We start from the raw sequence: 13586 nt of genomic DNA on the forward strand, positions 1-13586 counted from the left end.
CCGCCCATGACCACCACCGCCCCGTCCGTGACCGAGGCCGTGCGCGAACCGCTGCCGCTGGCCGACGTCGACCTCGCGAACCTGGACAACTTCACCGACGGCGTGACCCCTTGGCGCATGTTCCACACCCTGCGCCACGAGGACCCGGTCCACTGGCAGCCCGAGGAGGCGCCCAACTCCGGTTTCTGGGCCCTCACCCGGCACGCGGACATCGCCCGCGTCGACCGGGACGCGGAGACCTTCACCTCGACGAAGTTCGTCAACCTCGAAGAGGTGGACGAGGACCAGATCAAGAAGCGCGCCTCCATCCTGGAACTGGACGGCGTCCGCCACCGCGCCCTGCGCAGCCTGCTGCAACGGCAGTTCGGCGCGAGCGTCATCAACGGCTACGCCGACTTCCTGCGCGGTCTGACCGCCACCACCCTCGACGCGGCCCTGGCCAAGGGCACCTTCGACTTCGTCGCGGACGTCTCCGCCGACTTCCCCATCAACGTCCTCGCCCGCCTCCTCGACGTGCCGCCGGAGGACAACCAGCAGCTCATCGCGTGGGGCAACCGCATCATCGGGCACACCGACCCCGACTACGCGGACGTGCTGCTGCACAGCGAGGAGAGCGAGAAGTACCGCGACCTGCCCTTCCGCTCCCCCGCCTCGCTCGAGGTCTTCGCCTACGGACGCGAACTGGCCCGGCAGCGGCGCGGCGGCAACGGCACCGATCTGATCTCCCGGCTGGTCAACGAGGTGCCGCGGGACGGAGTACCGCTGTCCGCGCAGGACTTCGACAACTACTTCCTGCTGCTGGTCGTCGCCGGCAACGAGACCACCCGGCACACCATCAGCCACTCCATGCTGGCCCTGCTCCAGCACCCCGAGCAGCTCGCGCGCCTGAAGGAGGACCCTTCCCTGATCCCGGTGGCCGTGGAGGAGTTCCTGCGCTGGGCCTCCCCCGTCTACCACTTCCGCCGCACCGCCACCCGCGACGTCGAACTCGGCGGCAAGCGGATCAAGGAGGGCGACAAGGTCGTGATGTGGTTCGCCTCCGGCAACCGCGACGAGGAGGTCTTCGGCAACCCCTACGACTTCGACGTCGCCCGGCGGAACAACGACCACGTCACCTTCGGCAAGGGCAGCCCGCACCTGTGCCTGGGCAATCTGCTGGCCCGCACCGAGATCCGCATCATGTTCGAGGAGCTGATCCCGCGCCTCGCGGACATCAAGCTGGCCGGGGACGTGCCGCGGGTGCGTTCCAACTTCGTCAACGGCATCAAGAAGCTGCCGGTGGAGGTCACTCCGGCCTGAGTTCCAGCAGCTCGCAGCCGAGTCGGTGCAGGGCGCGCGCGATCCCCGGCCGGGTGCCGAGCCGGGGGGTGCGGGCCGCGTCGTTGACGACGCTCAGGACCGCCTGCACCCGCACCCGGGCCTCGGCCGGCGCCATGGCCGGGTGGACCGCGCCCAGCAGCGCCAGCCACTCCGCGATGTAGTCGCGCTGGAACTGGTGGGTGCGCCGCCGGTCCGCCTCCTGGAGGTGCTCGGTCTCGGTGGCGATCAGCGTCACCAGGTGCCGGGAGGCGAGCGCGTTGCGCGTGTAGCGCCACACCAGCCGGCGCAGCGCCTGCGCGTGGTCCTCGGCCGCGGCGAGCACCTCCGCGAGATCGAGCCAGAGGCGTTCGACGCAGCGGTGCACGGCCGTGGCCAGGATCTCGTGCTTGCTGGCGAAGTGGTGGTAGATGCTCTGCCCGGCGATCCCGACGGCCGCGCCGGTCTCCTCCAGGCTGACCGAGGCGTAGCCGCGCTCGGCGAACAGTTCGGTCGCCGCGGCGAGCAGTGCCTCACGACGCGAACGATGCGTCAGCAGCGGGCGCGGCGAGCGCGGCCGGGGCTCCCCGAGGCCGGGCAGATGCGCCGTGGCGACGCGGTGCATGAGGTGCCCGACGAGTTCCGGGCCCTCAGGGGCCGGGAGTTCCACGTGCTGGTAGGCGAGGCTGGCCGCCACGCCCAGGGTGCTCCACGACAGCAGCTCCGCGTGGCCCGGGTCCAGTCCCGGCCGGCCCGCGGTCAGCCGGTCGTCGAGCGCGCGCCGGGCCGCGTGCAGCCGGCGGGCGAGCTGGGCGTACTGCTCGGCGGGCAGGTGCCGGGCCTCGCGCTGCCACAGCACGCCCAGCTCGCGCCGGGCCAGCGCGGTGCCGGCGAACTCCCTCGCCAGTACGTCGAGTCGGCCCGGTTCCGCGGTGTACAGACCGGCCAGGCAGGAGTCGAGCGCCTCGGCGACGACGGCGTGCAGCAGCTCCTGTTTGCCGCGGAAGTGCCGGTACAGGGCGGAGGGGCCGATGCCCACGGCCGCCGCGATGTCGCTCATCGCCACATGGGCGTAGCCGTGGCGGGAGAACAGCTCGCGCGCCGCGGTGACGATCAGCTCGCGGCGGTTGCGCGGACGCGTCCCGCGCGCGAGCGGGACGGCCGCGGTCCTCGGTGCGACCCGCGCCGCCGCCGTCTCCGTCCCGGTCCTCACCGTGTCCTCCCGAATCCGCGCCTCGTCTCCGCCCCGGCCGGTCCCCTCATCCGAGTTCGAGCGAACGCCCGATGATCTCCTTCATGATCTCGGTCGTGCCCGCGTAGATCCGGCTCACCCGGCTGTCCTGCCAGGCACGGGCGATCGGGTACTCCAGCATGTAACCGTATCCTCCGTGCAGCTGGACGCAGGCGTCCATGACCCTGCCCTGGAGCTCGGTGCACCACCACTTGGCCTTGGCCGCGTCGACCACCGTCAACTCGCCCGAGTTGAGGGCCAGTACGCAGCGGTCGAGGTAGTGCTGGGCCACCTCGATCTCGGTGGACAGCTCGGCGAGCCGGTGCCGGATCACCTGGAGGGAGCCGATCGGCTTGCCGAAGGCCTTGCGCTCGCGGACGTACTCCACGGTCCAGTCGAAGGCCGCCGACGCCTGCGCCAGACCGGCGATGGCGACCGACATCCGCTCCTGCGCGAGGTTCCGGGTCAGCGCGAAGAAGCCCTCGCCCTCCGCGCCGAGCAGGTTGGCCGCCGGCACCCGGGCGCCGTCGAAGACGAGTTCGGCGGTGTCCTGGGCGTGCAGACCGACCTTCTCCAGCTTGCGGCCGCGCTCGAACCCCGGGGTGCCGCGCTCGACCACGATCAGGCTGAGCCCGCGGTGCGGGTGCTCGCCGGTGCGGACGGCGACGACCACCAGGTCGGCGTTGATGCCGTTGGTGATGAACGTCTTCGCGCCGTCGAGGACGTAGTGGTCGCCGTCGCGGACGGCCTTGGTGCGGATGCCGGACAGGTCGGAGCCGGTGCCGGGCTCGGTCATGGCGACCGCCGTGATCAGCTCGCCGGAGGCGATGCCGGGCAGCCAGCGGGCCTTCTGCTCGTCGTCGGTCTGGTCGAGGAAGTAGGGCAGGCACACGTCCGCGTGCAGGGTGGGTCCGAGGATCGCCGGGATGGCCGCCGCCCTGGCGCCCTCCTCGTGCAGGATCGTGTTGTAGCGGAAGTCGTGGATCCCCGCGCCACCGAACTCCTCGGGCACGGCGATGCCCAGCGCGCCGAGGGCGCCGAGACCGGTGAACAGCTCACGGGGCACGATGCCCGCCTTGTCCCAGTCCGCGTAGTGCGGCACGACGTGCTTGGCAATGAAGGCCCGCACGCTCTCCCGGTAGTCCTCGTGCTCGGCTTCGAAAAGGGTTCGCTTCATGATCGGCTTTCTCAGAGTCGTCGAGATCCGGGGCACTGCCGCCGTACGGCTGAATGCGACAGCGGAGACTACTCGGGATTCACTTGTCGGGGAAGTGGTGAAGTGACGGCGGGTGAGGCGTGATTGACGGGCTCCGTACACTCGGCCGCACACTGATCGCGATTCACAAGAAGCCGTCGCCCGCTGTGCCCCTGGTCACACCCCCCGCGCCTTCTGCGCTTTACTAGGACGTCCTAGTATTTCTCTGATACGCGTCCCGTCGACCTGTCTGGGAAGGCCCCCGATGAGCGATCTGCACCGGCCCGTGCACCCCGTCCGCCTCGTCACCGCATCGGCTCTGTTCGACGGGCACGACGCGTCGATCAACATCATGCGGCGGATCTTCCAGGCCCAGGGCGCCGAAGTGATCCACCTCGGGCACAACCGCTCGGTGCAGGAGGTCGTGAACGCGGCGCTGGAGGAGGACGCGCACGGCGTGGCGGTCTCCTCCTACCAGGGCGGCCACGTCGAGTACTTCGAGTACCTGGTCGAGTCGCTGCGCGAGCGGGGCGCGGAGCACATCCGCGTGGTGGGCGGCGGGGGCGGCGTGATCGTGCCCGAGGAGATCGCCCGGCTGCGCGGCAGCGGGGTGACCATCTTCTCCCCCGAGGACGGGCAGCGGATGGGCCTCGCCGGGATGATCAACTCGGTGGTGCGGGACTGCGACTTCGACCTGTGGGAGGGCAAGCCGGCCGATGCCGCGGCCGTGCTGGCCGGTGACCGGTTCGCGATCGCCCGTGCCATCACGGGCGCGGAACTCGGCGCGCTGCCCCCCGAGTTCCTGGAGCGGCTGCGGGCCGCGGCGGCGTCCCGGGTAGTGCCGGTGCTCGGCATCACCGGCACCGGCGGCTCCGGCAAGTCCTCGCTGACCGACGAGCTGGTGCGCCGCTTCCGGGTGGACCAGCAGGACAAGCTGCGCATCGCGGTGATCGCGGTCGACCCGACCCGCCGGCGCGGCGGCGGCGCGCTGCTGGGCGACCGGATCCGGATGAACTCCCTGGACGGCAACCGGGTGTTCTTCCGCAGCCTGGCCACGCGCGGCAGCCATGAACTGCCGGAGCACCTCTCCGAGGTGATCGACGTGGTCAAGGCCGCCGGATTCGACCTGGTGATCGTGGAGACGCCGGGCATCGGCCAAGGCGACGCGGCGATCGTGCCGTTCGTCGACACCTCGCTGTACGTGATGACGCCGGAGTTCGGAGCCGCCTCCCAGCTGGAGAAGATCGACATGCTCGACTTCGCCGACGTGGTCGCGGTCAACAAGTTCGAGCGGCGCGGCGCCAAGGACGCGCTGCGCGACGTGAGCCGCCAACTGGTGCGCAACCGCGAGGCGTTCGACAAGAAGCCCGAGGACATGCCGGTGTACGGCACCTCGGCCGCGACCTTCAACGACGACGGGGTCACCGCGCTCTTCCAGCATCTGAAGACGTCCCTGGGCGAGAAGGGCCTGTCCCTGGACGAGGGCACCCTCGCGCCCGTCACCGTGCGGCACTCCTCCGGCATCCGCCAGGTGGTGCCCGCCGACCGGGTGCGCTACCTCGCCGAGATCACCGAGACGGTCCGCGCCTACCACGCCCGGACCGAACAGCTCGCCGAGGCGGCCCGCCGGGTGCAGCGGCTGGACGCGGTCAAGGGCGAACTCGCCGCGGCCGGGTCGGACGCCGGCAATGTGGAGGCGCTGCTGGAGGACGCGCTGAAGCGGCTCCCGCACGAGGTCACCGAGCAGATCGAGAACTGGCCCGCCGTCGTGGCGTCGTACTCCGGCGACGAGCAGGTCGTGAAGATCCGCGACCGGGAGATCCACACCAAGCTGACCCGCGAGTCCCTCTCGGGCAACAAGATCCCCCGGGTGGCGCTGCCCCGCTTCACCGACCACGGCGAGCTGGTGCGGTTCTGGCGGCGGGAGAACCTGCCCGGCCACTTCCCGTTCACCGCCGGGGTGTTCCCCTTCAAGCGGGACGGCGAGGACCCGGCACGGATGTTCGCCGGCGAGGGCGACCCGTTCCGCACCAACCGGCGCTTCAAGCTGCTCTCGGAGGGCCAGCCGGCCACCCGGCTGTCCACCGCCTTCGACTCGGTCACCCTCTACGGCCGCGACCCCGACGAGCGCCCCGACATCTACGGCAAGGTCGGCACCTCGGGCGTCTCGGTCGCCCACCTGGACGACATGAAGGCGCTGTACGACGGCTTCGACCTGATCGCCCCGACGACCTCCGTCTCCATGACGATCAACGGCCCGGCCCCCACCGTGCTGGCGTTCTTCCTGAACACCGCGATCGACCAGCAGATCGAGCGGTTCCGCGCGGCCGAGGGCCGCGAGCCGTCGGCGCAGGAGGCGGCCGAGCTGCGCGCGCACGCGCTGGCGAACGTGCGCGGCACGGTGCAGGCCGACATCCTCAAGGAGGACCAGGGCCAGAACACCTGCCTGTTCTCCACCGAGTTCTCGCTGCGGATGATGGCCGACATCCAGGAGTGGTTCATCGCCAACAAGGTCCGCAACTTCTACTCGGTGTCCATCTCCGGCTACCACATCGCCGAAGCGGGCGCGAACCCGATCAGCCAGCTGGCCTTCACCCTGGCCAACGGCTTCACCTACGTCGAGGCGTATCTGGCGCGCGGCATGGACGTGGACGACTTCGCGCCGAACCTGTCGTTCTTCTTCTCCAACGGCATGGACCCCGAGTACTCGGTGCTCGGCCGGGTCGCCCGCCGCATCTGGGCGGTCGCGATGAAGGAGAAGTACGGCGCCAACGAGCGTTCCCAGAAGCTGAAGTACCACGTCCAGACCTCGGGCCGCTCGCTGCACGCCCAGGAGATGGACTTCAACGACATCCGCACCACGCTGCAGGCGCTCATCGCCATCTACGACAACTGCAACAGCCTGCACACCAACGCCTACGACGAGGCGGTCACCACCCCCACCGAGGAGTCCGTGCGCCGGGCGCTGGCCATCCAGCTGATCATCAACCGGGAGTGGGGCCTGGCGATGAACGAGAACCCGCTCCAGGGGTCGTTCATCATCGACGAGCTGACCGACCTGGTCGAGGAGGCGGTGCTGCGGGAGTTCGAGCGGATCAGCGAGCGCGGGGGCGTGCTCGGCGCCATGGAGACCGGCTACCAGCGCGGCCGCATCCAGGACGAGTCGATGCTCTACGAGCAGCGCAAGCACGACGGCACGCTGCCCATCATCGGCGTCAACACCTTCCGCAACCCGCACGCGGACGAGGCCGAGCCCGGCGCCATCGAGCTGGCCCGCGCCACCGAGGAGGAGAAGCGCTCCCAGCTGACCCGGGTGCGCGACTTCCAGGGCCACCACCGGCAGGAGGCGCACGCCGCCCTGGCCGCGCTCAAGGCGGCGGCGGTCGACGGCGACAACGTCTTCGCCGTGCTGATGGACGCGGCGCGCGTCTGCACGCTCCAGCAGATCACCGAGGCGTTCTTCGAGGTGGGCGGCCAGTACCGGCGCAACGTCTGACGCCGGACGGTGAAGGGGGGAGCGGGCCGGCCCGCTCCCCCCTTCGCGCTGTCAGGCCTCGTAGGCCAGCAGCGTCATCATGCCCGCCTCGCCGTGGTAGGCGTTGTGGCAGTGCAGCATCCAGCGGCCGGGGTTGTCCGCGTCGAAGTACACCGACACCGTGCGCCCGGGCAGCACGATGGTGGTGTCCTTGCGGGGGCCGCCGGTGCCGAGCTGGTAGGTGTGGCCGTGCAGGTGCATCGGGTGCCACATGTCCGTCTTGTTGACGAAGTCCAGCCGGACCCGCTGGCCCTGCTCGACCGTGAGCGGGTGGGCGGTCGGGTGCTTCATGTCGTACCGCCTGCCGTTGATGCCCCAGTCGTACGCGGCCATGCCGCCGGTGAGTTCGACGCGGTGGACGCGGTCGGTCTTCTTCGTGTCCAGGCGGACCTCGTCGGCCGCCGTCAGCCGGGCGGCGTTCATGATCATGCCGGTCAGCTCCGCCGGGCGGACGGCGGGCTTCGGCGCGGTCCCGGAACCGGTGCGCACCAGCGCCATGCCGCTCGCCTTCTTGCCCTCGGCGAGGGCGACCAGCGGGAAGACTCCGTCGGCGAGCGTGACCAGGACGTCGTAGCGCTCCCCCATGCCCACCAGCAGGGCGTCCACCTGCTGGTGGGCGACCGGGTAACCGTCGGTGTGGGTGATGGTCAGCTTGTGCCCGCCGAGCGCGACGCGGTACGCCGTGTCGCCGCCCGCGTTGACGATGCGCAGCCGCACCCGCTGGCCGGGCTTGCCGGTGTAGACGTCGGGGTCGGTCGGCACCCGGCCGTTGACCAGGTGGTACGGGTACTTGACGTCCCCGGCGTCGCCGCCGAGCAGATCGCTGCGCGCGCCCATGAGCATGAACTTCATCGACATGCCGCCGGAGCCGCCCCCGTCGTCCGAGCCTCCGATCATGGTCATGTCGCCCATGTCCATCCCGCCCATGTCACCCATGTCGCCCATGTCGTGGCCGGAGGAGCCGCCGTGGCCGGAGGAGCCCGCGCCCATGCCGCCCATGCCCCGGCTCAGTTCGGCGAGGACCTCGTCGGGCGTGCCGGTGACACCGTCGACCCAGTCGTCCAGGACGACCACCCACTCGTCGTCGTACGACAGCGGTTCCCTCGGGTCCTCCACGATCAGCGGGGCGTGCAGTCCGCGGTCGAGCTGGACGCCGACGTGCGGGTGGAAGAAGTAGGTGCCGGGGGTGTCGGCGACGAAGCGGTAGGTGAAGTTGCGGCCGGCCCGGACGGCGGACTGGGTGACCGGGGGCACGCCGTCCATGTCGGCGCGCAGGGCGAGTCCGTGCCAGTGGACGGAGGTGGTGGTGCCGCCCGGCAGCTGGTTGGACAGTTCGGCGGCGAGGGTGTCGCCGGCCGTGAGCCGGATCTCCTTGCCGGGGGCGCGGCCGCCGTAGGCCCAGCTCTTCGCCGTCACCTTGCCGCCGAGGTCGAGCACGGCCGGTGCGGCGGTCAGGGTGACGTTGCGGACCGTGCCGCTGGCCCTGCGCCCGCGTTCGGTGGCGGCGACCACCTTGCTGTCGGGCCTCACCAGGGCCGGGGTGCCGCCGGAGCCGCTGCCGCACGCGGCGAGCGCGCCGCCTCCCGCGACGGCGAGCCCGGCCAGCAGGGCGGAGCGACGGTTGATGCTGTTCATGTGGATGCCTCGTCTCGGTCTGCCGTTGGTCTGGCGCGTGCGGCATCCGCTCCCGGGCGGGAGCGGGCCGCCCGGAGAGGCCTAGATCAACAACCGGGAGAGGACGGAGAGGTCGGGCGGCGCGCGGTGCGGATGGCCCGGCAGGCCGAGTCCGGCGAGCACGCCCCGCACGGGGGCGCCCGGGACGGCGTGGGGCGCGAGGGCCGGGGGCGCGAGCAGCTGCGGCGAGCCGACGGCGCCGGAGGTGCAGTGCTGCATTCCGGGGCCGGAACAGGCACCGTCGGCGTCGTGCTCCAGACCGGAGGTCACGGCCTGGGCGGTCGCGCCGTGCCCGGCCATGGCGTGGTCGGCCATGGTGTGTCCGGCCGCGGCTTTCCCGGTCGCGGTGCGTCCGGACCCGTCGGCCGCTTCCGCGGTGCCGCCGTGCGGCGCGGTGTGGGTCATTCCGGGCATCGTGCCCATGACGGCCGTGGCGGACATGGCCGGCGCGCCGCTCATGTCGTGGTGGACCAGGACGGCGAGCGCGGCGAGCAGCGTCAGCACGGCGGCCCAGGCACGGCGCCGTACGCCGCCCCCGGTGATGGTCCGCCGACAGGTCACGGCCGTCGTCTCCTTCCCGCTGCGCTGGGTCCGCCAGGGCCCTCACTATACCCCCATGGGGTACGGCGCCCACACGGCCCCCAGGCGCGGACGGTCAGATGACTAAGTACCCCTGGGGGGTATATCGTTCAGGTGTCGGGAGGGCCGGTGCACCGCCCCTCCCGCGGACCGAACCATGCTCTCACCCGAGGAAGTAGCCATGACCGAACAGAACTCCGGCTCCTGCTGCGGCTCCTGCGGTACCGGGACGGCGACCGACGTCCAGGTCCACGGCAGCGGCGTCACCACCGTGTACAAGGTCTCCGGCATGACCTGCGGCCACTGCGAGTCCGCCATCTCCAAGGAGATCTCCGTTCTGGACGGCGTCACCGCGGTCACGGCCGTCGCCGACAAGGGCGAGGTGACGGTCACCTCCGCCGCCCCGCTCGACGAGGAAGCCGTCCGCGCCGCCGTGGACGAGGCCGGCTACGAGCTGGTCGGCACCATCTGAGTCCGCGCGGCGCCGGGCGCCGCGCTCCGGGCGAAAACCCCTCCACCCCCTCGGGGACGGAGGGGTTTTCGCCTTTCCTGGGCCCTCCAACCGCCTTTCGGAATCCGTGAGTTCACTCCCTTACATACCCCCGGTGGGTATGCTACGGTGCACCGCACAGGTACCCCCCAGGGGTATACGTAAGAAGGGTGGAGTCATGTCAGCCGTCAATCCCAGGCGCTGGTGGGCACTGGTCGTGCTCGCCGCCGCGCAGTTCATGGTCATCATGGACACGTCGATCATCGGGGTGGCGCTTCCCGAGATGCAGAAGGACCTCGGCTTCTCGCAGGGCGAGCTGCAGTGGGTCTTCAACGCCTACGTCATCGCCTTCGGCGGTCTGCTGCTGCTCGGCGGCCGCCTGTCCGACCTGCTCGGGGCCCGCAAGGTGTTCGTCACCGGCTGGACGGTGCTGGTCGCGGGCTCGATCGTGGCCGCCGCCGCGCAGAGCGCGTCCGTCGAGGTCGTCGGCCGCGCCGTCCAGGGCGTGGGCGGCGCGCTGATCGCGCCCTCGGCCATGACCCTGCTGATGATGCTGTTCGCCCACGACCCCAAGGAGCTGGGCAAGGCCATGGCGCTCTACGGCGCCGCGGCCCCCGCGGGCGGCACCGCCGGCGTCTTCATGGGCGGTGTGTTCACCCAGTGGCTGAGCTGGCCGTGGGTGTTCATCATCTACATCCCGATCGGCCTGGCCACGCTCGCGGCCGCCAAGCTGCTGCCCGCCGTCGGCGGCCGGCGCGGCGGGGTGGACGTGCTCGGCGCCGTGTCCGTCACGGCCGGTCTGGCGCTCGCCGTGTTCGCCGTCGTCCGCGCCCCGGAGGTCGGCTGGTCCTCGACCGGCACGGTGCTGGAGCTGGTCGGCGCCGTCGCCCTGCTCGCCCTGTTCTTCGTGATCCAGAAGACGGTGAACGAGCCGCTGATGCCGCTCGGCATCTGGCGGGTGCCGCGCCTGGGTTCGGCGAACCTGGCGATGGCGCTGCTCGGCGCCGCGTGGATCCCGATGTGGTACTTCCTCAACCTGTACCTCCAGCAGGTCCTGGGCTACGGGGCGTTCGCCTCCGGTGCCGCGCTGCTGCCGATGACCGTGCTGCTGATGATCTTCATGACAGCCATCACCGCGCGGCTGATGGCCAAGTTCGGGGCCAAGCCGTTGATCGGCGGCGGTCTGCTGGTCCTCGCGGCGGGTCTGGTGTGGCTGTCCCAGGTCCAGCCGACGGGCACCTTCGTGGTCGACGTCCTGCCCGCGTCGCTGGTCGCGGCCCTCGGCATGTCGCTCGCCTACATCCCGGCGATGATGGCAGCGATGTCCGGGGCTCCGCAGGAGCAGGCGGGTCTGGCCTCCGGCATCGTCAACACCACCTACCAGGTGGGCTCCGCGCTCGGGCTCGCGGCGCTGACCGCCGTGGCCACCTCCGCGGGCGCCGGCAAGCTGGGCGACCTCCCGGCCCTCACCGACGGTTTCAGCGCGGCCTTCGTGTGGGCCGCGGCGATCGCCGCCGTGGGCGGACTGATCACCCTGCTGTCCATGCGCAGCGAGAAGGCGGCCGCGGCACAGGCCGGCGCCGCACAGGAGGCGACCGGCGAACGGGCCGGTGTCTGACGGGCATTCACCCGGCGAACCGGCACGGCACAGGCCGCCGGCACCGCCGTCCACCTGGACGACGAGCCATCTGGACAACGAACCCCTCGACGGGCCGTTCGGTTTCGGGCAACCGGAACGGACGGCCCTGTCCCGTGTACGGAGGAGCACCGCGATGGACATACAGACCCGCGCCGTACAGGTGCACCAGGATTCCCCGGCGACCGGCGGCCGGCCGCTCAGCGTGCCGATCGTGCAGTCCTCGGCCTTCGCCTTCGAGTCCGCCGCCGAGCTGGCGCAGGCCATGGGCGGGCCGGACGGGGCGTACGTCTACTCCCGGCGGGGCAACCCCACCGTGCGGGCCCTGGAGCGGACGCTCGCCGCACTGGAGGGCGGGGCCGCCGCGATCGCGTTCGCCTCCGGGATGGGCGCGATCAGCGGCGTCCTGCTGGCGCTGCTGCGACCCGGTGACCATGTGATCGCCGGGCAGTGCCTGTACGGCGGCACCTACTCCGTGCTCACGGATCTCGCCCGGCGCTTCGGCGTCGAGGTGGACCACATCAGCGGCGACGACCCGGCCGACTTCGCCGGCCTGGTCCGCCCCACCACCCGGCTGCTGCACCTGGAGACCATCGCCAACCCCACGGGCCGGGTGCCCGACCTCGGAGGTCTGCTCGCCGAGGCGCGGCGGCACGGGGTGCCCAGCATGGTGGACAACTCGCTGGCCTCGCCGGTGCTGTGCCGCCCGATCGAGCACGGCGCCGACGTGGTGGTGCACTCCACGACCAAGTACCTGGCCGGGCACTCCGACGTGCTGGGCGGGGTGGCCGTCTTCGCCGACGAGGCGCTGCGGGACCGGGTGTGGCCCAGGACCGTGGAACTGGGCGCGTGCGCCGACCCGTTCGCGGCCTGGCTGACCCTGCGCGGCCTGCCGACGCTGCCGTTGCGCATGCGCCAGCACTGCGCCGGCGCGGAGCTGCTGGCCCACCGCCTCGCCGGGCACGACCGAGTCGCCGCCGTGCACTGGCCGTTCCTGCCGGACCACCCCTCCCACGACCGCGCGCGGGCGCTCCTGGACGGGGGCGGCGGCATGGTCTCGTTCGAGCTCACCGGCGGGCGGGAGGCGGGGCAGGCGTTCATCGAACGGGTGCGGATCGCCCGGCTGGCGCTGTCGCTGGGCGGCGTGGAGACGCTGGTCACGCACCCGGCGTCCACCTCGCACCGGGAGCTGGACGACGCGGCGCTGGCGGCCGCCGGCATCGGCGCGGGCACCGTGCGGATGTCGGTCGGCATCGAGCACCCGGAGGACCTGTGGGCGGACATCGCCAACGCCTTGATCGAGTCGTAGATTTTGGTTGACAAAATAAACGGCCGATTCGTAGATTGAGTGAAGCCCAGAGAACCGGCTCTTCGGCCCAGAGGGGGGCTTCATGCGCTACTTCGAGGACTTCCGCACCGGTGACATCCACGAGCTCGGTACGGTCACCGTCACCGAGGAGGAGGTGCTCGAGTTCGCCCGGCGGTACGACCCGCAGCCCTTCCACATCGATCCCGAGCGGGCGAAGCAGTCGCCGTTCGGGGGGCTGATCGCCAGCGGATTCCACACCTCGGCGCTCTTCATGCGGCGCTACGTCGACGGCCTGCTCGCCTACAGCGCCTGCGCCGGCTCCCCCGGCATCGACGAGGTCCGCTACCACCGGCCGGTCCGGCCGGGCGACGTCCTCACCGCACGGATCGAGATCCTCGGATCGCGCCCCTCGCTGGGCAACCCCGCCACCGGCATCGTCCAGCCCCGCTGCGAGCTGGTGGCCGCCGACGGGACGGTCGTGTTCAGCATGATCCTGCACAGCATCTTCCGGCGGCGTCCCGCCGACTCCCGCGCCGCGACCCCGTCGTCGATGTCCGCGGCGCAGGACCCGGTCGCCTGCTGTGCCCGACAGCGCTGAGCACGGCCGTCCGCACACCCACCGCTTCAACCGACGAAGCGCC

General features: G+C 71.4%; 10 protein-coding genes. 6 read left to right on the top strand and 4 right to left on the bottom strand.

Features of this window, described 5'->3' with window-relative positions; all coding sequences use genetic code 11:
- Positions 1–6: 6 nt before the first annotated feature.
- Positions 7–1299 carry a cytochrome P450 gene (locus BLW85_RS03270; protein WP_070021875.1) on the top strand — a complete coding sequence of 431 codons (1293 nt, stop codon included), beginning with the start codon at positions 7–9 and terminating at the stop codon, positions 1297–1299.
- On the opposite strand, the gene BLW85_RS03275 is transcribed toward BLW85_RS03270, so the two are convergent.
- Together BLW85_RS03275 and BLW85_RS03280 are read right to left on the bottom strand one after the other, a co-directional pair.
- Positions 1286–2509 carry a TetR/AcrR family transcriptional regulator gene (locus tag BLW85_RS03275; protein WP_070021874.1) on the bottom strand — a complete coding sequence of 408 codons (1224 nt, stop codon included), beginning with the start codon at positions 2507–2509 and terminating at the stop codon, positions 1286–1288. The two genes, BLW85_RS03270 and BLW85_RS03275, sit on opposite strands and share 14 nt — an antisense overlap.
- Before the next feature lie 46 nt (positions 2510–2555).
- Positions 2556–3704: an acyl-CoA dehydrogenase family protein gene (locus BLW85_RS03280; RefSeq protein ID WP_070021873.1), complete on the bottom strand. Its 1149-nt coding sequence runs from the start codon at positions 3702–3704 to the stop codon at positions 2556–2558.
- A gap of 283 nt (positions 3705–3987) precedes the next feature.
- Between BLW85_RS03280 and icmF the strand changes: the two genes are divergently transcribed.
- Positions 3988–7218 (top strand): fused isobutyryl-CoA mutase/GTPase IcmF, encoded by a 3231-nt coding sequence (gene icmF / locus BLW85_RS03285; protein WP_070021872.1) that lies wholly within the window; start codon positions 3988–3990, stop codon positions 7216–7218.
- Between the two features lie 51 nt (positions 7219–7269).
- On the opposite strand, the gene BLW85_RS03290 is transcribed toward icmF, so the two are convergent.
- Together BLW85_RS03290 and BLW85_RS03295 are read right to left on the bottom strand one after the other, a co-directional pair.
- Positions 7270–8892, bottom strand: coding sequence for a multicopper oxidase family protein (locus BLW85_RS03290; RefSeq protein ID WP_074990517.1), 1623 nt, complete (start codon positions 8890–8892; stop codon positions 7270–7272).
- 81 nt (positions 8893–8973) lie between these two features.
- Positions 8974–9492: a hypothetical protein gene (locus BLW85_RS03295; protein WP_079172245.1), complete on the bottom strand. Its 519-nt coding sequence runs from the start codon at positions 9490–9492 to the stop codon at positions 8974–8976.
- A gap of 199 nt (positions 9493–9691) precedes the next feature.
- On the opposite strand from BLW85_RS03295, the gene BLW85_RS03300 reads away from it, so the two are divergent.
- From BLW85_RS03300 to BLW85_RS03315, 4 genes are all read left to right on the top strand, one after another.
- Positions 9692–9982: a heavy-metal-associated domain-containing protein gene (locus BLW85_RS03300; protein ID WP_107409060.1), complete on the top strand. Its 291-nt coding sequence runs from the start codon at positions 9692–9694 to the stop codon at positions 9980–9982.
- Positions 9983–10178: 196 nt separating this feature from the next.
- A complete protein-coding gene (locus BLW85_RS03305) occupies positions 10179–11618 on the top strand; it encodes an MFS transporter (RefSeq protein ID WP_070021868.1) in 1440 nt (479 codons plus the stop codon).
- A 154-nt stretch (positions 11619–11772) separates the two neighbouring features.
- On the top strand, positions 11773–12945 hold the full coding sequence (locus BLW85_RS03310; RefSeq protein ID WP_074990519.1) for a trans-sulfuration enzyme family protein: 1173 nt from the start codon (positions 11773–11775) through the stop codon (positions 12943–12945).
- An 82-nt stretch (positions 12946–13027) separates the two neighbouring features.
- Entirely contained in the window at positions 13028–13543 is a 516-nt protein-coding gene (locus BLW85_RS03315; protein ID WP_070021866.1) for a MaoC family dehydratase, read from the top strand.
- Positions 13544–13586: the final 43 nt, after the last annotated feature.

Origin of the sequence: Streptomyces misionensis, from assembly GCF_900104815.1 — a bacterium.
Classification (GTDB): domain Bacteria; phylum Actinomycetota; class Actinomycetes; order Streptomycetales; family Streptomycetaceae; genus Streptomyces; species Streptomyces misionensis.